Here is a 21,484-nt window from a genome sequence, read left to right as displayed (position 1 = left end):
AGTTCTCTCTCCGCGTCTTTGTCCCTAGTTCCTAGTCCCTAACTAGTACACCGTTGAGGAAGATATCAGCAAGCCCTTCTGCCATTTCCTGCATTTTTTGGGGAGAGGCATCTGGTTCCATTAATGTGTTGTGGGAGAAGCCTGCTACTGCAAACATTCCCAAGAATACCTTTGCCACCAAATTTGCATCCATTTTGCGATAAATACCTTTATCCATCGCAGTTTGAAAGAAGGCTTCGGCAACATCTGTCATTTTGGCAATTACTTCCGACTGAATGCGATCGCGTAAATCTGGATGAAACTGCGCCTCCATAAAACACACTCGCATCAGATCGGCATTTTTTTGCATATTCCACATCCGGCGGCGCATTACTTGAGCTACTGCCTTGTAGCTGCCCATTTCACTCAGTTCTGTCAGTAAATCAGTGAGAATCTCCACCCATCCTTGAGTAGCTACCTCAACTAAAATCGCTTTTTTATTGGGAAAATGGCGAAATAGTGTCCCCTCCGCAACGCCTGCTGCCTGTGCTAAGTCGCGGGTGGTGGTACCATCAAATCCTTGGGAGGCAAATAAGCGTCGTGCCGCTTGTAAAATACGACTACGCGTTTGTGCCTCGGATGGCGGAGGAGAGTTAAAGACACGCATAACAGTTATAGTGAGATATCCGGAACAGGACTCGTAGCATTATTGTCTTACGACAAGTACAAAAAGCACAGAAAGCTTAATACAAGATTAACGCCCTACTCGATACTTGGGTAATGAAACTTTACTTTCATTTTCGCTTATGAACCAGCTTGATTGCATATACCCACTGAAAGTCAAAAAAACAGCTAGTCGACTCATCGTCGTGTTGCTTTTAGTACTAACTTTGAGCTGGGGATTGATACCAGAAGTTGCTTGGGCTAGAACTAAAACTCCATCAGCTACTCAAAGTTCAATTCAACCCTATTTGGATCGGGTGATTAAGCAGTTAACGGAATTTCGCCTCGATAATGGGATGAAGTTTCTTGTCTTAGAACGCCATCAAGCACCAGTTGTTTCTTTTCTTACCTATGCTGATGTAGGTGGCGTAGATGAGCCAGATGGTAAAACTGGTGTAGCACACTTTCTAGAACATTTAGCCTTTAAAGGAACAACACGAATTGGTACCATAGATTACAACTCAGAAAAACCACTACTAGATCAGTTAGATCAGTTAGCTGCTCAAATTAAAAGGGCAAAAGCTACCGATAATAAAGATGAAGTTGCCAAATTAACAGCCCAATTTGAGAAAGTGGAAGCGCAAGCTGCCAAGCTAGTCAGGCAAAATGATTTGGGACGCATTGTAGAACAGGCTGGAGGTGTAGGCTTAAATGCCAATACTTCTAGTGAAGCCACTCGCTATTTTTATAGCTTTCCTGCTAACAAGTTGGAGTTGTGGATGTCGCTGGAGTCGGAGCGATTTCTCGAACCTGTATTTCGGGAGTTTTATAAAGAAAAAGATGTGATTTTGGAAGAACGACGCCTGCGGGTAGAAAACTCACCCATTGGGATGATGATTGAAAAGTTTAATGATGCGGCGTTTACCGTTCATCCTTACAGACGCCCGGTGATTGGTTACGACGAAGATATCCGCAATTTGACAACAGAAGATGTACAAAAGTTTTTTGATACACACTATGTACCGAGCAATTTAACCATCGCTGTTGTCGGAGATGTCAACCCTGCTGAAGTCAAAAAACTCGCACAAGTTTACTTTGGGCGCTATAAAGCCAAACCCAAAGCAGAGGAGCAGATACCAACAGAACCGAAGCAAACACAAACACGAGAAGTGACTTTAAAGTTAAATTCTCAGCCCTGGTACTTAGAAGGTTACCACCGCCCAGCAATTACTCATCCAGATAACGCAGTCTATGACATTATCGGTAGATTGCTCAGTGACGGAAGAACGTCACGGTTGTATAAATCTTTAGTAGAGCAACAGCGGCTAGCACTTTCAGCACAGGGCTTTAGTGGTTTTCCAGGCGATAAGTATCCAAATTTGATGTTGTTTTATGCTCTCACAGCTCCCGGTCACACAGTTGATGAAGTGGCAGTAGCTTTGCGCAAAGAAATTGACTCTTTGAGAACTGAGCCTGTGTCGGCGACTGAGTTAGATCGAGTCAAAACACAAGCTAGGGCAGAATTATTGCGATCGCTTGATTCTAATATGGGCATGGCACAGCAGTTGTTGGAGTATGAAGTAAAAACAGGCTCTTGGCGAAATTTGTTCAAACAGTTGAATGAATTAGAGGCTGTAACAGCTGCTGATGTTCAGCGGATAGCAAAGGCGACGTTTACGCCCCAAAACCGTACAATTGGCAAGCTGTTGTCGCAGTAAAAGTCAGGGTATGCCAAGGAATATAAATATGAACAGGTATAAGGAAACTGGCAAAAGGCAGATGAATATCCAGAATTTGAAGTTCAAAATCCCAGATCGGAAAAGATTTGTGTATGCATTGATTGCTGCTTTTGCCTTTGTACTTTTGACTTTTAATTTTTCTTGGGCGGCAACAGCGGCAAAGCATTATACAGAGTTGGAGTTTGCTCCACTACCTGAGGTGAAGTTGCCAAAGTATGAGCGATATGTGCTCAACAACGGTATGGTAGTTTATTTGATGGAAGATCGTGATTTACCACTAATCAAAGGTACAGCACTTATTCGTACAGGCGAGCGCCTAGAAAGCTCAGATAAAGTTGGTTTGGCAAAGTTAACGGGCGAGGTAATACGCACTGGAGGAACTGCAAAGCATAGTGCCGACGAACTTAACCAAATGTTGGAACAACGAGCCGCTTCAGTGGAAACTAGTATGAATGAGGTTGTAGGTAATGCTAGTTTCGATTCCCTCAGTGAAGATGTAGAAACAGTTTTGGGGTTGTTTGCCGAAGTATTGCAAGAGCCAGTATTTGCTGAAGATAAGCTGCAACTAGCAAAGACTCAAGAACGTGGTAGGATAGCACGTCGCAATGATAACCCAGATACTATTGCTCAACGGGAATTTAAAAAATTAATCTACGGACAGGATAGCCCCTACGGACGAACCACAGAGTATGCAACATTGAATCAGATTTCCCGCGAAGATTTGGTGAAGTTTAAAGGGCAGTACTTCTACCCCAACAACATGATTTTGGGGATTGTGGGAGATTTTGAACCCAAGAAAATGAAAGCGCTGATTCAAGCCAAATTTGGTGATTGGAAACCCAACCCAAATCTAACTAAACCTCAATTGCCAAAAGTAACCCAAGCTAAAACCAGCGGCGTTTTTGTTGTCAATCAACCACAATTGACTCAAAGTAACATTCTGATTGGGCATTTAGGTGGACAGTTTAACAGTCCTGACTATCCGGCACTAGATGTGTTAAATGGTATATTAAACGGGTTTGGGGGACGTTTGTTTAATGAGGTGCGATCGCGCCAAGGTTTAGCTTACTCGGTTTATGGCGCTTGGAGTCCCCGCTATGACTTTCCTGGTATGTTTATAGCTGGTGGACAAACGCGATCGGATGCTACTGTACAGTTTGTGAAAGCACTGCAAACAGAAATCAAGCGTTTGCAAACTCAACCAGTAACGCCTAAAGAATTGGCTTTTGCAAAAGAGTCTACTCTCAACTCGTTTGTTTTCAATTTTGAAGATCCTGCTCAAACGTTGTTACGATTGATGCGATACGAATATTATGGCTACCCTAGTGATTTTCTATTTCGCTATCAAAAAGCCGTAGCAGCAACCACAGCAGCAGATGTGCAGCGAGTAGCAAAGCAATATCTCAAGCCAGAAAATCTGGTAACTCTAGTAGTGGGAAATCAAACTGCTATTCAACCGCCGCTAACACAGTTAGCTACGCAAGTAACGCCGATAGATGTGACAATTCCTGGTACGACACCACCTCAGGCAAAGAATTGATAGAGTTTACTTTTTAAACCAAAATTCAACGCAAAGAATTTCCCGCATCTCTGTTTTTTTGTATAGAACCCCTCTTCTAAGTTGAAGGGGGTGTTCTTTTATTAATGTCTTGAAAATAGGGAACTCTTAACAGGGAACAGAAAAAGAATATTTTCATTCCCTCGTTGTGTGATTTATCATAATAACCGTCTGTCTTGAAAATAGGGAACAGAAAAAGAGATTTTCATTTCCTCGTTGGGTGATTTAATCACATGGGTGTAAAAGAGTGATCGCCAGAGTGTCAATTTCACTCCTAACAAATCCAATCATCGCTGCTATTCAATACGAAATTAGTGCCATACTGTATATATAGTTACTCGCAAGAATTAAGAAATTTATTGAGTAGGGATTGACCAAGATCAACGGGAATTCCACCTTTATTGTTCGGTTCTACGACTTTCATCAGCACCCAAATACGGATAACCTCGTAATTAAGTAGTGAAAAGCCTGCCAAAATGCTGAATGTCGCTGTTGAATTAAGGGGTGAAAACCTGTGTACAAATGGATCTTGCCGAGTCTGAGCGAAGTATTAAACAATAGTCAATCAACTGCGGCTGTGTGTTCATCTCCAAAGGCACAGCAACAGTGGCGTATCAGCCTGGCAGCCACAGAAAATTTATTATTAAAAAACCTAATAACTGTTTCATCTGATGTTAAACAAGGATTAGTGTTGGCTGCACCTGCACCTGTCTTCAGTAATTCTCAATTAAACCAACGCTTGCAATCAATCACTTTTACAGCACAGCCATTTAACCCATTAGCACTAATGCCCTTTGAAATGCCCAAGGGGGAAGTAGCGATCGCCGATGTCACTGCTCCTAATGAGTCTATATTGCCATTGCTGAAAACAGATCCATTAGCAACAGAACAGTTTTGCCTGGTTTTTACAGATAAATTTAGATTAGTACTGGTGTTGGCAGAAGAAAAGGACGGCAAAAGAGCGTTTCTATTTTCTTTCGATCCAGAGGTAGCTCAACAAGCATGGCAAGCCTTGGGCGCACGGGTAATGTTGAGTAATCCAGATTTGTTTACGGAATTAGAAGAACTAGTACAAAAATACTATCCTAAGACACCAGACTATCGTATGGTTGTGCAGTTTAGTCAACTGCTACTAGCGGAGTTACCAGAAACAGAAGATGTAGTGACGGGAGGATATACAGAAGCACAGAAGACTACTTCTACTTCCTCACATACTCCTTCTTCGCCTTCTTCGACTCCCCCTTCTTCTCGCTCTGATGTGGAATTATTACAAGCTTTTGCTCACGAAGTTCGCACTCCTTTGACAACCATTCGCACGATCACTAGATTGCTACTTAAACAGCGCACCTTACCTGCTAATGTAATTCAGCGCTTAAAAATAATTGATCGCGAGTGTACCGAACAGATTGATCGGATGGAACTGTTGTTTCGGGCGGCTGAATTGGAAACTTCTGCCACAAACAAACCTACAAGCACTCAGTTAACGGCAATGTGCCTAGAGCAAGTGTTGCATTCAAGTATTCCCCGTTGGCAAGAAGCGGCAAATCGGCGTAACTTAACGTTGGATGTGATTTTACCTCAACATCTACCAACTGTAGTCAGCAATCCGGCGATGCTAGATCGAGTTCTGACTGGCTTGATGGAAAATTTCACCCGCAGCTTACCTGCTGGTAGCCATATTCAAGTACAGGTAATTCCGGCTGGCGATCAACTCAAGTTACAATTACTGCCCCAGCCTCAGTTAAAAGATACGGGTGCAGTCACAACATCTACCTGTACGCCACCAATTCGTAAAGCCCTTGGTCAACTACTGACCTTTCAACCAGAAACAGGTACCATTAGCTTGAATCTTGCTGCCACTAAGCATCTATTTCAGGCAATTGGTGGTAAATTAATCGTGCGTGAGCGTCCTCAATACGGAGAAGTATTGACTATTTTCTTACCTTTGGAAGGAGAAGAAAAGAAAGAAAATTCTAAATTAAAAATTAATAAAAATTAACAAGCGTCCCTAAAGAAATTTACGCTGAGTGATGGGATTTGTGGCACTCAATCTAGCTTTTAGGCACTGTCTAAGCATTGGTTTTCCTCTTGATTTCCTGTGAACATAAAACATTAAGTTTTGTCTTCTACAAGATACTTAAACAGGTCATCTAGCACGGCATTGGCACCTAGAACACTGCCCCAGAGCCAGTAACTTCCATCAACCTTAAAAATTTGATTAGTTTGAACGACCTTTAACTTCTGCCACAGCGGATTTTTCAAATATTTTTTGAAGTATTCTTCTGAATCAATACTCCTACTAATTACGGCAAACATAATATCTCCATCAAGTAAATCCAGACGCTCAAGGCTAATACTCATTGAGGACGAATGTGTATCAACTTGACGTTGTTTAATGGGTATAGAAAAGCCGATGTCCTGCAAAATACAGCCAGCGAAATAAGAAGGATGGTTTTGAGTATCCGTTCTGCCATCCCAGTAAAAGCGAGCAATAGAAACCTCTAAATCATTTAGACGCTTACCTAATGCTGTTTGCATTGCTTCCACTCGCTCTTGATAGTCATTGAGCAATTTTATAACCTGTTGACTTTTACCTAGAAGTTTACCAATACGCACCTTCCGTTAACTCATTAAAATTGCACCGAAAGCGTCCCCAAGACAGTAAACGGCGCACCTGGGTTAATATATGCCCTGTTGACTGTACTCTCAAAATATCTTTCATCAAATAGATCGACTTGGATAGAAAATTCAGGATCGTTAGGATCTTCGGTCAGGACGTTAGTTTTGGTAATCTGATAAGCGGCTAAGGTTGTGGAAAGGCGATTGTCTAAAAAGTCCCCTTTGATGCCTACTTCGTATTGAGTACCTTGTTCTGGTTTGAAGGGGCTGCCACTGCGATTCCTGCCAAACTGAGGAGAGAAAGATTGGCTGAAACTAGCATAGAGAGAGATGGGTTCAATGGGTTGATAGACAATCCCTACACGCGGTGAAAATTGACTAGCTTCTGAGATACTGTTGAGTGAAGGCTCGTTAAACTTACTCTCATAGTTATAACTATCGAATCTTCCGCCAATTAAGAGCTTAAGGTTATCAAGCAACGCAATCTGATCTTGTAGATAGACACCAACAGTGTGTGCCTTCGCGAAGCCATCATTGAAAGGTTCATCTTCATAGATGGGAGAAAAGTTGTAGACAGGATTAAAAATATCAATCGAGAGGTGTGTCATACCAATTCACGAAAAATTTGATGCAAATAAAGCATCAAGAATAAAATCCCAACCTGTAATAGAAGCAACAATTGATGTGTTTAATTTTTCCAAACGCTTCCAGATAAATTCCCTTAATTCATCTAACGCTCCAAAGCTCTCCCATGCTAAATGTCTTTTAACTTCCTCCCATAATCGCTCAATTGGATTAACTTGCGGCGTATGTGGAGGTTGGAATAATAAAATTATATTCTCTGGTATCTGAAGATGTTGGCTAAAATGAAAAGCACCATTGTCTAACTGAATAATGTGTATATCTTGGGGATAAGTGGCAGAAAACTTTTCTAAAAAAATCTGAACACAAGCTGCATTTAAATGAGAGAATTCCCAAATAAAATACTCACCAGTTAATGGTTCTACTAATCCATATAAATAAAAATTATCTCGCTTCCATTGCATGATGCCAATCGGCTTGGTACCTTTTGTGGTAATTAATCTGCCGGCTTCAGTTTTCAACCCCACACGGCTTTCATCCTCACACCAGTACCTAATTCTTCTGTTTTTATCTATCGGTGCAATAATGTGTTTTTTAATTACTTCTAAGTATTGGGGGAGTTTTTTTAAACTCTGATTCTGCTTCGGGGTTGTGTTTTATCCCTACTGCTCGCGGCACTTTTAGCTTCGCTTTCATTCGATCACGCACCGTGTCATGTACTACCTTGTATGAAGCTTCTACACCCTCTACCGCTTTTAACCATGTTCGGATTTCTTCATAACTTTTAAATCCCTGCGGGTCATCCAGTTCTTTTAAAAGTTGCTCTTTTACCTCCGTGTTAATGATTGGTGGCCGCCCTGAACCCTTTTTTCTTGATACCAGACTGGCGATTCCCGACTCTGTATAAGCCTTTAACCACCTTTGTACTGTCGCACTCCCTCTTCCCAACACCACCGCCAAATCTTGTATTGTTTTTACCTGCCCTATCTTCAGTAAATACAAAGCTTGAATCCGTTCTTTACCTAATGCTGTTTTCTGTTTTCTCAACAGCTCATGTAATTCCTCGGCTGACTCTTTTATTTTTACTTTGCTGACTCCTGCCATGAACTTCTGCTCATATTTCTTCCTTAACTATCTTTATCATTTTTTTAGTGAAATGGTATCAGTTCTAGTCGCGGTTGATGTTTCTGGTACAGTATATCCATCTTGCTCACCTGTTACCACCAACTCTATTGGCTCATCATCTTCTGCGCTGGGTGTCTCTAGCTGATCTGGTTCAGGAATTGGTTGTGTTTGAGGTGGTTGCTGTGCTGATGATGTAGCAGGTGTAAAACCAAAAATCAAACCTTCATCACTATCAAATAACTCAACAGTTGGTAGACTCGCCTCACCTGTTACCGCAACTCGGATTGTGTTGGCATCAAAATTTGTTACCGCTATCTGGATAATACCCGCAATTGGCTTGTCTGAGCGGAATGTGAACGCCTCACCATTGGGAAGGCGCAGTTGAGCATTGGGAATATCAGCGATAAAGTTATTGTCAGTACTGCGATTTATAGTTTGTAACTGTTGTCCTTGAGATGTCTGCAATATTACTTCCACACCTTTGTCGGTGGGGTTCGCCTTCACTCCAGTAACTTGTATTACTTCTAATGAAGGCGCTGTTGGGAGTGTTGGTGCTTGGACTAGCTTTTGAGCGCTAGTGATCGGACGTTCTATTTCACTGAGTCGCGGAATTTTTCTGCTGGATGTGCTTTGTACTTCCTCAGCAGTAGCAGGATTTGTGATTAAAACCCAAACAGAACTTGTAATCAACAGAATTGAAAGTAATTTTTGTAGCTTCATAATATTTGCCCCACACCTAATTTTGAACAATGATTAAGACAAAATAAGTTATCAAAAAAGTCATCCAATCAATCTTTCTAATTAGTACTTGCTTGGTGATCTGGCAATCTATCCTCTGCATCGCGCAGTACAGGAAAGGCATAACTACCCAAACAAATCAGGACGACGATAAAAGAGAACAGGGCAAATTGCAGTGCCATGCCACTACCTGTACCCGTACCAAATATGTTGCCGAAGATGGGAACCAGCATTCCTCCAGGTTGCATAGCAGGTTCAAAGAATCTGTCGGCAAGAGGCCCTGAAATCAACAACCCCAAGGGGACAACTAGTCCGGTAAGCAGTGAACTAGCAGCAAATACACGTCCTTGACTGGCTGGTTCTACTTTGGAAAGCCAGATGGCTTCTTCACAGCTATTGGCTAATGGCTTAAATAAACCTGCACAGAAGTTGGCACCTATCCAGAGTGAGGGCGATCGCCAAATTCCCAGCATTGTCTCAAAGCCAAAAACAAAGGCTCGACCAATCAAGAGTCCGTGAATGCGTCGTTTTGGCCCGCCCCAGAGCATCATTAAGATACCGCCAATTAAGCCGCCGAGTCCCATCGCTCCACCCACCATTCCCAATACAGCCGTATTATTATTGCTTCGTGCCAAAATCATCGGTTCACCAACAGCAGAAGCAGTGTCAAAGAAAATGAAACTCAAGGAAAATAGTTGCAATGCCATCAAACTAGGACGTTGCCAAAGATAGCGAAATCCAAAGGTTAACTCTTGCCAAACTCCTTCTACTTTCGACTCATGATTTTCTATTTCTCTTTGCAGTTGGGGAATTTGGACGATCCAAAGTGTGCTAACTGCAATGGCAAATGTAGCAATATCAATCAGCAAAATACCAATTAATCCCACAATGGGATACAACACACCTGCTAATGCTGGAGCTATGACACCAGAGCCAAAGGTTCTAATCGATCCCATTGCGCCCACTCTGACATAGTGTTGTTGAGAAACGAGCAGAGCTTGAGAGGCAGAGAAGGCTAACCCGTGAAAGTAGCCAAATAATCCGTTGATTGCACCAATGACGTAGAGATGCCGAATAGCCAGCTGGTTGGTAAAAAATAAGATCAGAACGATGACAGTAGAAAGTGCGGCAACAGTATCACCACCAATCATGATGAATTTGCGATTGTAGCGATCAACAAAAACCCCGGCAAAGATGGAAGCAATCAAAATCGGAACTTCTGTGAAAAAAGCAATTAGAGACAGTGGAGTGGCTTCACCTGTTTGCTGCCATGCCCAGATAGTAAGAGCAAAACTCGTCATATTAGAGCCAATCAAAGAGGCGGTTTGTCCTAGCCAAATAACAGTAAAGGTGCGTAAACTTTTGGGCTGTTGCTCTAATGTCATATCAATGTGCCTGAGCCAGTTTTTTCTTCATGCGGGCAATGCGATCGCCTGGTTTCAATAGAGGGCAGTTGCCACACTTGGAATAATCTGGAGGAATTAGAGCAATTAAGCAGCAAGTTTTTCGGACTTTCATCTGGGTAGGTAAACCAGGTTCATTAAATTTTTCGGTGCGGATCAAGTTGTAGAGAGGATTTGGTTTCTGAAGTGTCTCCTGCACAGAATTGGACAGAACTGAACTATAGGGCTGTTCAAATAACACCGAATAATCCATTGGGATTGCTTCTTTTTTTGCATATCCATCCAAATCCTCGAATATTCCATAAGCAGCATTGACTGCATTTCCCCAAAGTGTCTTTTTGGATACTTTGGTTAAGGCGTGGAGGCAGTCAATCAGAGGTGATAAATGACGTTGAAATAAGCCCGTAAATACCTCATTGTGCAGTTCATCCACAGTGTTTACTAATTTACCTAGATAGTCATTAGGAATGGGAATTGGACATCTTTCTGGATAAATTACACTACGGCCTAGATCCTGAAACCACAACCCTTGCAATTCACCGTCTTTGAAAACAAAACTCACGTTATCAAGTGAGGCATCAAATCCCACACCAGCCCAAGTCATGAACGCTAAGACACCCGGTAAAGGTATCCAGCTATAGGCTTTGTTCCACAACGATGCGGCAACGCGAAGATCCTGAGTCTTTTGATATTCCGGACTAGCTTTGAAGATGGATAGTAGATTATCTGGTTGCAGATATTGAATAGCTGGAATTACGTCCACATCATTGGCAGGTGTTGTCAGAAGAATACTATCTGTGTAGAAGCTATCCAACTTCTGTTGAGCATGAGTATATATTTCTTCTACAAAATTAGATTGTAATGTTTTTATCATCGATAATTCTCCTTAACTAGATATCTAAAAAGATCGTCAAGAATGCGATTTGCTCCACCGATATTGCGTTGTGCAACCCAAGTGGCATAATGCACGTTGTAAACTTTGCTCTGTTTAACCACATTCAGTCGAAACCACAACGGATTTTGCTTTAGTTGTGTCAATGTAGATTCTTCAGGTTTAGGCGTCACGACGAACATGACATCCCCCTCAATCAAGTCAAGTCTTTCAATTGAAACATCTGCTGTGAAACCATCTTTTATTTGTGCAACTGGTCGTTTTAACCCTGCTTCCTCAATCACCGAACCCATGAATGATCCTCTCAAGTAGATTCGGGTTGGATAATTTGGCCCATAGTTAATAGTGGCGATGATGGAAACTTCGGTCTCGTTGAGCCTGTCACCCATTCTTTTATGAAATTCTGCAATTCGCTGATGGTAATTGTGCAAAAGTTGCTCGGCTTCTTGAGTTTTATTCAATGCATCAGCATAGATTTTTAAATCTTCCTTCCAGTAGTCTTTCCAAGAATTACTTTCGGCAGCATTTCCGCTTGCAGCGACGACAGTTGGCGCAATCTGCGATAGCTGATTGTAGATTTTTTTAACGTAAAATTGGGGACTCAAAATTAAGTCAGGCTTTAGGAGGGCAATTTTTTCAAGATTGGGTTGTAAATCTCCACCAATAACTGCAATTCCTTCTGTCTGTTCTTTTGGATAAACATTGATTTGTTTAAGATCATCAAATTCTGTAGCCCCTATCGGTTTTAGTCCCAACGTCAAAACCGCATCGAGTGGGCTGGTATCTAAAACAATGATTCGTTGCGGGTTGATGGGAACGCAGCTTTCCCCCATTGAATGTTTAACGATTCTGCATTCTGAGGCAATAAGTGAGGAAAAATTTGAAGAAGGTTGAGAAAATTTGCCATAACAAGCACAAGTCAATGTCAAGGTAATGATCATCAGTAAAAATAAGTTTAGCCACCGAGCAAAACACCACAACCGTAACTTCAAGCTGTTCCTCACACTATTTACCGATTAAACTCCAAAGCAAATCTTGCTCTATTCAGCTACACTTGGGGTTGCTGCTTGAGCAGATGACTCAATCTGATTCCAGAAAAAGCTGAGAATCTTTATCAAAAAGCTTACAGGGAACAACAAACCGATTGGAAGTACTTTGCTTGTTCCAGACGGAATTTTTTTTGTTCCAAACGGAATTTTTTGAATTAAGTTTCAGATCGTCAGAACTTTTCTTGCTCAACCAAGTACTTGAACAGATCGTCAATGACTCTATTTGCAGCAAGGATATTTCGAGAGCGCCAGGTACTGTGATCTACGATATATGCGCGGTTTTGCTGCACCACTTTCAGTTGTTTCCACAAAGGACTGTTTTGAAGTTGCTTCAAGATTCGATTCGCCTCTTGATTGCGACTGGAGAACAGAAAAAGTGCATCTCCATCCATCAAATGAATCATCTCTGCACTGAGATCAATTTGATAGTAGTCTTTACCTACAATATTTTGGGCAGGTGGGCGGCTAAGTCCAGCATCATCTACAATGGAGCCAGCAAAAGAGTTTTTGACATCAGAACGAACGATCGCTGAACCATCTCCCGCCAGATAAGATAGAGAAACCTGAAAATGCTCTAACTGACTTCCTATGGCTGTTTTGAATTCTTGAATGCGCTGGTTGTAATCTGCCAATAACTTTTCAGCTGCTTGAGTTTTATTTAATGCTTCAGCCAACAACATCAAATGCTTTTTCCAAGCTCCCGCCTCATCCCATTCAATTAATACAGTTGGAGCAATGTGTGACAATTGGTCGTAGTTAACAAAGTAGTTAAACCCAACAATGAGATCGGGTTTGACTAGCATAATCTTTTCTAGATTCGGCTGCTCTTGAGTTCCAATAGATTGAATTTTCTCAGAGTCAATTTTGCCTTGTAGAAATATGGGAATTTCGATGCCAGAGGTTGTAGTACTTGCAACACTGCCAACAGGGTGGGTACCCAATGCGATCGCATTAGCTAGAACAGTTTCATCTAGCACAACCACTCGCTGGGGAGTGATGGGAACGCAGCTTTTTCCCATTGAATGTTTGATGGTTCTGCATTCTGAGGCAATGGATGAGGACGATCTTAAAGAAGATTGAGAAAATTTGCCATTACAAGCACAAGTCAATGTCAAGGTAAAAATTACTAGTAAACACAAATTAAACCACCGACCAAAACACCACAACCGTAACTTCAAACTGTTCCTCACGCAATTTATCGATAGAAATCCAAAGTGAATCTTGCTCAATTTAACTACACTTGAGGTTGCTGCCTGAGCAGATGATTCGATATTATTCTAGAATAAACTGAGAATTTTTATCAAAAAGCCTACAAAGCTTGCGTTAGGCGATCGCTTTCGCAAACTGTAGCAATTTCTAGCTACCAGATTAAACTTAGTTACTAGGCTTTGATGGCTCTGCCTGGTGGATCTGTAGCAATCAAATCACATTGCATCTGGGTGAACATGAGGAATTATCATGCTAATCGCGATCGCTATATACAAAAGCTATTGAAAATTAGTAGCAATAACTTGAATTGTTTGTTAGATTGTTTTTTGTATAGATACTATGACCTCCAACATCAGCTTTGATTGTGGGAGATTCACTCTCCCGCATATTTTTCTGATTGGACAAATCTCAAAAAATCAAGATAGCTATTGAATTTAGTGTCAATAACTAAAGTTTATCAATTTAAAATTTAGCGACGCCTTAATTTAAATATGAGTGACTGCCCTTGCTGTAATCGAAAACTTTTGCAACATATTCGTAGTAGTGGAGTTTATTGGTTTTGTCCCGATTGTCGCCAGGAGATGCCAGATATGAGTTCGATAGTTCATGCTAAACGCCTATCTTCCGCGATGTTGTCAGCAAAAATAGGAAGGAATTTACGCTAATGTTTGCGATGAAAATGCTTCTATAGCTTACGAGTTAATAATGCTTTCCAAAATTTCAAATTACCTTGTGGCGATTTGCAGCAAGATGCGTGCCAGGATTCATCCCAAACTTTTTGCGAAACGCAGCATAAAACGAACTGGTACTAGCATAGCCAACAGCACGTGCAACTTCCTGAACACTCATTGTTTGCGCTTCCAGTAGTTTTCTGGCTCGATTCATGCGGTAGTCGTGCAGATAACCAAATACCGTTGTTCCAAAAACTTGTCGAAATCCTCGCTTTAAAGTGCAGTCATTCATCCCCACTTGTCGCGCTAACTCTAACAGCGAAGGGGGATGCTCGGCGTGTTGGAGCAAAATATCCTTAGCTTGGTGAATACGATCAATGTCATCTAATTGCAGCTTTACTACCAATTTTGATTTCTGCTGTGACATCATCGAATCGAGATACAGTGCCAGAATTTCTACTGATTTGCTCTCTAGATAAAGCTGTTTTGTCAACCCCTGGTAGGGACAGTTGAGGATTTGCTCTAAAACAAGGTGCATGGCAGGAGTTGTGGTTTGGAGTGATGAAAAAGGTAAGCTCTCATCACCCTCAACCATACGCTGTAACTCAGAGGGTAGCAAATGAAAGTGCTCTCCTGCCAAAGTCCTAAACAATTCCGGCTGAAGATGAATATCAACTTCGATTCTGGGATCGCGGGCAATATCTAGACTTTCACCACCAGGCATCAATATCCCAGCTACATAATGCTGTCCATCGGTAACGAAAGATCCATCCCAAAACTTCCAGCTAGAGGAGAGATTGAAAACCCACTCCAAACAACCTGCTTCACACGCTTGTCCATCTACGGTAATTACATCCTCATGGAAGGTGTAGCGATGAAGCGTTAGATCAATGCCGTTACGTAAACTGATATTTCGCTTATAGCCCTTGGCAAGCCGTGTGGGATACTCTCCAATCAGATCAGAACTATCCAACGGATCTATGTTGCGAGCATTTTGCCAACTTTCGTCCCAAAGTTCACGCCAACTTGCCGATGAGAGGATGATGCTCATGTAAAGTAAGTTCAACGTTGTTGATTAAATTTGTCATGATTAAAAGTGTAATATCTAGTAATATCAGTAAACTGAAAACTTTTGCGTTCACGTTCTCAACGGGTGCCAAATGGCATCAGTGCAGTTGTCAAGAATGACTGGGAGAACAGCGAAGCGATTACGTCTTTGGCGTATTGCTGATGCTCATGTCGAGGAGGCTATACAGCAAGGGTAGTGCGAGAATTCTAGATTGCCATTTCTTTAGACACAGCCTCTCAACAATATTATTACTGCTATTATGAAGTGGCTTTTTTACTACCTCTTGCCAATTGCACAGTAAAAGTCGAGCCTTCTGAGGGCTTGCTCTTGACAGCCAAAGAGCCACCACACCGCTCTAGTAATTGCAGCACAATTGTTAACCCTAAACCTGAACCTCCTTGCTCTTCACTAGCTACTGAGCGCACTCGATAAAAGCGATCAAAAATTTTGGAAATTTCACTCTCAGCAATACCAATACCAGTATCGCGAAATTCTAGTAGGACAGAATCTCCTTGAGTACGAGCTTTTACCCATACTTGACCGCCACGAGGGGTAAACTTAATGCTATTAGAAAGTAAATGAATCACAATCTGTCTTAGCCCTCCACTAACGCACCAAACAGGAGGAAGTTCGGTAGATACGGTGTAAGCTAGCATGATCCCTTTTTCTTGTGTTAAAGGCTGGTAGGTACTGACTACGCCAGGTACGACATCTGCCAAGTTTAATAATTCTAAGGTTGTTTCCTCCAAATCTTGTTCAATTTGCATCAGTTCTCGTACACCATTAATTAGAGAAGTCTGGCGATCGCATTCTTGGTTGAGCATTTGTAAATAACGTTGTCGCTGAGAATTTTTCAGATTTGGAGAATTTAATAAACTCAGCGCTGTCTTCATATGGGTAAGAGGTGTACGCAGTTCCTGACAGACATTGTTCAAAAATTCATCTTTGAACTGCAAAGTGCTATTTAGCATTTGTTTTTGCCGTTTTAGCCTGACTATTTGCTTTAGTTTAATTTCATGATTGATTTCTTTCTGTCGCTGGAGTTGTTTTACCAACAGTTGATGAATAAGTTCTGATTCAACTATTTTTGGGCAGATAAAATTAACGAGTGGATTACTTGTTAACGAACCCGTTGTGATTGCCTGTTGGATTCCATTTAAAACTGGCTGAATAATTTTCTCCTCACTAGTATTAACAACCAGTAAGCTTTGTTGGCTTTTGATGACTCGATGAGCCACAGTTAAACTGCAAAACCGCGGCGACAAAACAATCAGAAAATATTCCCGTTGTATCTTGCTATCTGGTGGAAATAGTACGTCAATCCGATTTGGGTTTGGGGATTGTGGTACAGAAGCCCCAGCGGTATTTTCTGTCTGTGCAAATATCACACTTTTGTCTTTGTTGTAGACATCTACAGGATAAGAACTGGTGTGATTTTCATCCTGTAGACACTTGTGGGGTACAACTGATGTAGACGTGTTTTGGGCGGTTGTTTGTAGAGTACTCCGAAGGGGTAACTGCTTATCCTGTTGACTAGATACCTGATAGGCACCTGGTGCACGGCTTCTCTTAGAGTGGGCAACTTCTCTAAAAGTAGAGCTTCCTATAGGATGCGAACTACTGTCAGGAGATGGAGAGAAATTGCTCTGTTCTACTTTCTCACTATTGGCGACATGACAAGTATAGATAGCTACTGAATCACCAAATTCTTCCTGATAGCGCTGAATTTCTGAGTGCCAAATTTTTCCTGGTGGTAGTTTTACCCAAAAAGTGGCTGCTATCTGCTGCTCAATTAGTAAATCAATTTGCGCCCTCAGCAGTGATAGTAAGTTAGAAGAACTTAATGATAAGGTTGGAGGAGGCGTTTGCACGCTAGAAGCCAGATGATAAATCGACAGTTTCTGAGCTAGATAAAAGTTCATGAGCCGAGCCTATTAGGGCAATACCAAGAATGATAAAGCAATAATTAATACTGCCTAGTGTTTTACTGTAAGTATTTATTTTTAACAATATAAATTGAAAATAGTTAGTAGTTAGTTATAAAAACTACACTACTAACCATTAATGTACAGACGCGAGAAACCGAAGCGTATCTAACTCATCCTTTGTGCTAAAGCATCGCGTGCGTGTTCCCTGTCATCAAAGTGAATTTTTTCAGTTCCAAGAATTTGGTAATCTTCATGACCTTTGCCTGCGAGCAAGACACCATCTCCGGGTTGTGCTTGTAAAATAGCATTACGAATGGCAGTAGCGCGATCGCATATAACTACTGGTTGTACTGTTTGGGGTATCCCTGCCAAAATATCTTGCAAAATTCGCTCCGGCTCTTCAGTACGGGGATTATCAGAAGTTACAACTGCTACATCTGCTAATTCAGCCGCTATTTTACCCATTTTTGGACGTTTTGTCCGATCTCTATCTCCACCGCAGCCAAACACGCAAATCATCTTACCGGGGATAAATGGACGTGCAGCTTTGAGCAAATTCTCCAAGCTATCTGGGGTGTGGGCATAATCGACAATCACGCTGATATCTTGCTCTTGGCTAATCTGCACTCTTTCCATCCGTCCAGGTACTCCAGGAAACTCAGGAATGGCACATGTTACTACATCTAAATCTAATCCCAGGTGTAAAACTGCTCCTACTGCCGCCAGTAAATTTTCGAGGTTATATTGACCAACTAACGGCGAACTAAAAGCTGCATCTCCTTTTGGTGTATGTAGGGTACCACTAACACCAGTTGGTTCGTAACTTAAATTACTCATCCACAAATCAGCTGTGGAATCGCTAACACTATAGCTCCAAACCTTATCTGTATCTAAAGATGATATTAATCGCTTGCCGTAGGAATCGTCGGCGTTAATTATCGCCCGTCCTTTGAGATAATTCGGACTGAATAGTAAAGCTTTGGCTGCAAAGTAATCTTCCATATCACGGTGAAAGTCCAGGTGATCTTGGGTAAGATTGCTAAACACCCCTACTTCAAATTGGCAGCCCAGTACTCGCCCCTGTGCTAAAGCGTGGGAACTGACTTCCATCACGCCGTATTCATTACCAGCAGCAACAGCCTCAGCTAGCTGGCGTTGTAAATCTACAGCAAACGGTGTTGTATGTACAGCAGTTTGCGTAAATCCTGGCCAACGAGTATAAAGAGTTCCCATTAAAGCAGTGATTTTATTGGCTTTACTTAAGAAATACTCAATTAGATGGGTGGTTGTAGTTTTGCCATTGGTACCCGTAACACCGACAAGTTTGATTTTATGCCCTGGATATTCGTAAAAAGCAGCTGAGATTTGAGCGCAGGCTTGCGTCATGTCAGTAGCACTAATTACACAAGCTTCTGGTGTGGGAGGGTGTTTTTGAGCTGCACCAGGAGATACGATCGCTGCCACAGCACCCGATGCGATCGCGCTTTGCCAAAAGTCTCCACCATCAACACGAGTGCCAGGCATACCAATGAACAAATCTCCCGGATTCGTGGCATGGGAATTTGTTGCCAGCCCTTTCACCTCACTATCTAAGGCTGGATGTTCAGGTAATTGCAAAATTCCCTCTATAGTAGCGATTAACTCCCGCAGTTTCATGTTGTGAACCTCGTTAAAAAAGGGACTAGGGGCTAGGAGAAAGACGCAAAGAAGTTGAGACGCGGTGAAGAAGTCGGAGTCTTGGACGCCACTTCCTACCCTACGGGAAGTTGCCTTCGGCGCCTACAAGTCGGCAGAGCGCAAGGGCAGAGTGGCTCCGTTTTCCGTCGAGTCCGTTCGTCCGAAGGACGTGCGGGAGGCGTTCCCGCAGGGTACCCGAAGGGCGACGCAAAGAGAGAACTATTCCCCGTGCCACCGTGTCCCTGCGTCTGGGTGTCCTCTTGATTCTCCGTGTCCCCGTGTCTGCTTGTCACCTCTAACCTCCAAATTCTAGCCCTTAGTTTCTTGCGCTTTATTCTGCACTATATTTCTTGTTTCTACAAAGAGCTTATAGATACTTTTGCAGTATTTTTTCTAGCTGCTGAACTGTCGCACGGGGAGAAGGACGAGGTATAAGTTGCATATTCTCCTCTTTTGCATCCTGTTTCAGTACAAATAACACAGGAACTTCATACTGATAAGCGCCAAACCAATCTTCACGGGTGGTAATATCCCGAATTTCCAATTCTACAGACGCGAAATTTTGCGTCTGTAAAATTTGTTCTAGCTTTTCCTGCAAACCCTCACATAAGTGGCATCCTGGCTTGCTGTATAAAATTAATTGCATTTTTCCACTAATTTTGGCTGTATCCACCAAATCCTTCTGCCTAAGTTTTGAAATAAATTAAATCATAAGTTGTTGAGAGTTATCTCTAATCCAGATTGCTAAGGTATCTTGATTCTCCGTCCCTTCCACCAAGCCAAGTATCATCACTACAGCCTCGGCTTCGGGTGCTGTCAACCTATAGCCATTTAATCGTAAAAATACATCTATAACAGCAAGAGAAATGCGTTTATTGCCATCTATAAAAACATTGATTTTTTGCCAAACTGTAACCGTAGGCAGCTGTTAAGTCAAATCAGGTTGCATTATCACTGTAACAAAATAAATGTTTAGGTCTAGCTAGAGTACTTGAAAGTAACCCTACATCTCTCAATCCTGGTGCGCCTCCATGTTCAGCAATTAAAGCTTGTTGGATGGCTATTACAGCCAACTCTGGAACCCACCGAGGTTCTTTCATTTTGCTAATTCACGTAAAGCGTTACGGTAGTTTTTACGAGTTTCAGCGAATGCTTGCATTGCCGCTTCAAAATCTGGATCCTATGGAGTGATTAAGAACCCATCTGTTGTTTCTGTAAGATAAATTGTGTCGCCTTCCTTAAGATTTAACTGATGTAAAACTTCTTTAGGTAAGGTGACTCCAAGAGAATTACCTATTTGTCTAATTTTAATAGTATGCATACTATCACCTTTGAAACTAAGTAGTTATCACATATGTTATAATATGTTTTCTGGCAAATTAGATTTCAAGTTTGCACCGTAAATTCTTCGGGTGCAATGCCCCAATTCACCCAAACTATGGCTTCCCGCGCCGATTTTATATCCGGTGGTACGCGTAATACATGAATGAATCCTGTACTGGGACAAGTCATTTTTAATAGATAAATTGCCTCGACATCAACTTCATTTTCTATTTTTAATAATGTATATTCTTGATAGGAATCTAACTCTATAGCTTGCAATTGTTCGATGATTCGAGCATAGCCAATACCCTGAATTAATACGCGCCTGAGTTCAGCATTTTTTTCCTCTAACAACCACGAAGACTGCCATTGATGTGGGTGTAGTTTACCGTATTTTTCCGGTAAGGTGACACCATGATGGGCGTAAAGGCTGTATCCGTCTGCAAACTGGATGGCTGGTTCACCTTCGGCATGGAGACGATTTTGATTGTCGAAACGGATGTTTGTGGGGCGATCGCACACTACTGCTACCCTTTGGTAAGGGAATATCCAACCACAAGACTCTGCTACTAATTTAAAGATGTGTAATAGTTTTTGATCACCTTTGTAATGTAATGCAGAGCTCCAAAAATCTAACCAACTACAGTAACTACAAAAGCTAGCAGCGGGAATAAAATTACTATCATATTTTTCTCCCAATTGCTCTGTTAATTGATGATATAATTCTGTAATATTAGTGTCTATTTGTAACTCTATAGTATCTGCTAAGTCTATTTTTAATTGTTGAGCTATATACTTCATTTGTGAAATGAATTTAAAATATAATGTTGTTTGAATATGTGTATGGATATCACTAGAGCGTCTAAGAGCTAAATTATCTATATGAATTTGTCTTTGTACCGAAAAGAATTTTAAAACACCTAAACGCAACTGCAAAAAAATCCAATTTAGTGGTTGAAGAATTAGATGTTCCAGCTTCGGTAACGTCTTACTCATCGCTTCATAAGGACTTTCACAAAAGATAACTTCTGGCTCATCAAGATTGCATAATTTATAAATTTCTTTTACTGCTTTAGTAGCTTGTTGCCTATTAATTCGCTCGGTTGAAAGTGCTATTTTTCTCCACTTTTGCCGATAGAATAAAATTAAATTCTCTTGTTCTGGAGTTAGCTGATCTAACATACTGTTATCAAAAATATATTTACTTTAACAATAACTTCAGAGAGAAAAATTTACTAGGGATAGGGCTTTTGCAATACT

Annotated in this window: 20 protein-coding genes and 1 pseudogene; 4 read left to right on the top strand and 17 right to left on the bottom strand. The window is 41.5% G+C overall.

Going from position 1 to position 21,484, the window contains the following annotated elements; genetic code table 11:
* Positions 1 to 31: 31 nt before the first annotated feature.
* Positions 32 to 646 carry a TetR/AcrR family transcriptional regulator gene (locus tag U2718_RS15100; protein WP_016875426.1) on the bottom strand — a complete coding sequence of 205 codons (615 nt, stop codon included), beginning with the start codon at positions 644 to 646 and terminating at the stop codon, positions 32 to 34.
* Positions 647 to 785: 139 nt separating this feature from the next.
* Between U2718_RS15100 and U2718_RS15095 the strand changes: the two genes are divergently transcribed.
* From U2718_RS15095 to U2718_RS15085, 3 genes are all read left to right on the top strand, one after another.
* The gene (locus U2718_RS15095) at positions 786 to 2,360 is read left to right on the top strand and encodes a pitrilysin family protein (RefSeq protein ID WP_341998989.1); all 1,575 of its coding nucleotides are present in this window, start codon (positions 786 to 788) and stop codon (positions 2,358 to 2,360) included.
* A gap of 61 nt (positions 2,361 to 2,421) precedes the next feature.
* Complete coding sequence (locus U2718_RS15090; protein ID WP_341999067.1) at positions 2,422 to 3,921, top strand: pitrilysin family protein; 1,500 nt, start codon at positions 2,422 to 2,424, stop codon at positions 3,919 to 3,921.
* 532 nt (positions 3,922 to 4,453) lie between these two features.
* Entirely contained in the window at positions 4,454 to 5,938 is a 1,485-nt protein-coding gene (locus U2718_RS15085; RefSeq protein WP_341998992.1) for a HAMP domain-containing sensor histidine kinase, read from the top strand.
* A 113-nt stretch (positions 5,939 to 6,051) separates the two neighbouring features.
* Here U2718_RS15085 and U2718_RS15080 read toward each other — a convergent pair whose 3' ends face one another.
* The 9 genes and pseudogenes from U2718_RS15080 to U2718_RS15040 all read right to left on the bottom strand — a co-directional run bounded on the left by U2718_RS15080 (position 6,052) and on the right by U2718_RS15040 (position 13,366).
* Complete coding sequence (locus U2718_RS15080) at positions 6,052 to 6,555, bottom strand: ABC transporter substrate-binding protein (RefSeq protein ID WP_341998994.1); 504 nt, start codon at positions 6,553 to 6,555, stop codon at positions 6,052 to 6,054.
* 14 nt (positions 6,556 to 6,569) lie between these two features.
* Positions 6,570 to 7,166 carry a TonB-dependent siderophore receptor gene (locus U2718_RS15075; protein WP_341998996.1) on the bottom strand — a complete coding sequence of 199 codons (597 nt, stop codon included), beginning with the start codon at positions 7,164 to 7,166 and terminating at the stop codon, positions 6,570 to 6,572.
* Positions 7,167 to 7,172: 6 nt separating this feature from the next.
* On the bottom strand, positions 7,173 to 7,697 hold the full coding sequence (locus U2718_RS15070; RefSeq protein ID WP_411813302.1) for an IS630 family transposase: 525 nt from the start codon (positions 7,695 to 7,697) through the stop codon (positions 7,173 to 7,175).
* Positions 7,698 to 7,734: 37 nt separating this feature from the next.
* Positions 7,735 to 8,244, bottom strand: coding sequence for a helix-turn-helix domain-containing protein (locus tag U2718_RS15065; RefSeq protein ID WP_341998998.1), 510 nt, complete (start codon positions 8,242 to 8,244; stop codon positions 7,735 to 7,737).
* 54 nt (positions 8,245 to 8,298) lie between these two features.
* Positions 8,299 to 8,985: pseudogene (locus U2718_RS15060) on the bottom strand (AMIN domain-containing protein); the annotation flags it as partial.
* Between the two features lie 77 nt (positions 8,986 to 9,062).
* Entirely contained in the window at positions 9,063 to 10,388 is a 1,326-nt protein-coding gene (locus tag U2718_RS15055; protein ID WP_341999000.1) for an MFS transporter, read from the bottom strand.
* Between the two features lies 1 nt (position 10,389).
* Entirely contained in the window at positions 10,390 to 11,280 is an 891-nt protein-coding gene (locus tag U2718_RS15050; protein ID WP_341999002.1) for a ferric iron reductase, read from the bottom strand.
* Entirely contained in the window at positions 11,277 to 12,239 is a 963-nt protein-coding gene (locus tag U2718_RS15045) for an iron-siderophore ABC transporter substrate-binding protein (RefSeq protein WP_341999004.1), read from the bottom strand. Before U2718_RS15045 ends, U2718_RS15050 begins: the two co-directional genes overlap by 4 nt.
* Positions 12,240 to 12,517: 278 nt before the next feature.
* Positions 12,518 to 13,366, bottom strand: a complete 849-nt coding sequence (locus U2718_RS15040) for an iron-siderophore ABC transporter substrate-binding protein (RefSeq protein ID WP_341999006.1) — start codon at positions 13,364 to 13,366, stop codon at positions 12,518 to 12,520.
* A gap of 681 nt (positions 13,367 to 14,047) precedes the next feature.
* Between U2718_RS15040 and U2718_RS15035 the strand changes: the two genes are divergently transcribed.
* Complete coding sequence (locus U2718_RS15035; RefSeq protein ID WP_341999008.1) at positions 14,048 to 14,221, top strand: hypothetical protein; 174 nt, start codon at positions 14,048 to 14,050, stop codon at positions 14,219 to 14,221.
* A 55-nt stretch (positions 14,222 to 14,276) separates the two neighbouring features.
* Here U2718_RS15035 and U2718_RS15030 read toward each other — a convergent pair whose 3' ends face one another.
* The 7 genes from U2718_RS15030 to U2718_RS15000 all read right to left on the bottom strand — a co-directional run bounded on the left by U2718_RS15030 (position 14,277) and on the right by U2718_RS15000 (position 21,406).
* Complete coding sequence (locus tag U2718_RS15030) at positions 14,277 to 15,293, bottom strand: AraC family transcriptional regulator (protein ID WP_341999010.1); 1,017 nt, start codon at positions 15,291 to 15,293, stop codon at positions 14,277 to 14,279.
* 260 nt (positions 15,294 to 15,553) lie between these two features.
* Entirely contained in the window at positions 15,554 to 17,218 is a 1,665-nt protein-coding gene (locus tag U2718_RS15025; protein WP_341999012.1) for a DICT sensory domain-containing protein, read from the bottom strand.
* A 171-nt stretch (positions 17,219 to 17,389) separates the two neighbouring features.
* Positions 17,390 to 18,880 (bottom strand): UDP-N-acetylmuramoyl-L-alanyl-D-glutamate--2,6-diaminopimelate ligase, encoded by a 1,491-nt coding sequence (locus U2718_RS15020; protein ID WP_341999013.1) that lies wholly within the window; start codon positions 18,878 to 18,880, stop codon positions 17,390 to 17,392.
* A gap of 388 nt (positions 18,881 to 19,268) precedes the next feature.
* On the bottom strand, positions 19,269 to 19,547 hold the full coding sequence (locus U2718_RS15015) for a glutaredoxin family protein (protein WP_341999015.1): 279 nt from the start codon (positions 19,545 to 19,547) through the stop codon (positions 19,269 to 19,271).
* Between the two features lie 292 nt (positions 19,548 to 19,839).
* Positions 19,840 to 20,001, bottom strand: a complete 162-nt coding sequence (locus tag U2718_RS15010; RefSeq protein ID WP_341999017.1) for a hypothetical protein — start codon at positions 19,999 to 20,001, stop codon at positions 19,840 to 19,842.
* Positions 20,002 to 20,081: 80 nt separating this feature from the next.
* Positions 20,082 to 20,222 (bottom strand): AbrB/MazE/SpoVT family DNA-binding domain-containing protein, encoded by a 141-nt coding sequence (locus tag U2718_RS15005; protein ID WP_341999019.1) that lies wholly within the window; start codon positions 20,220 to 20,222, stop codon positions 20,082 to 20,084.
* Between the two features lie 65 nt (positions 20,223 to 20,287).
* On the bottom strand, positions 20,288 to 21,406 hold the full coding sequence (locus tag U2718_RS15000; RefSeq protein WP_341999021.1) for a DUF6745 domain-containing protein: 1,119 nt from the start codon (positions 21,404 to 21,406) through the stop codon (positions 20,288 to 20,290).
* Positions 21,407 to 21,484: the final 78 nt, after the last annotated feature.

Origin of the sequence: Chlorogloeopsis sp. ULAP02, from assembly GCF_038404745.2 — a bacterium.
Classification (GTDB): Bacteria; Cyanobacteriota; Cyanobacteriia; order Cyanobacteriales; family Nostocaceae; genus Chlorogloeopsis.
Note: the sequence above shows the minus strand (reverse complement) of the source record. Positions and strands in the feature narration are given on the sequence as shown.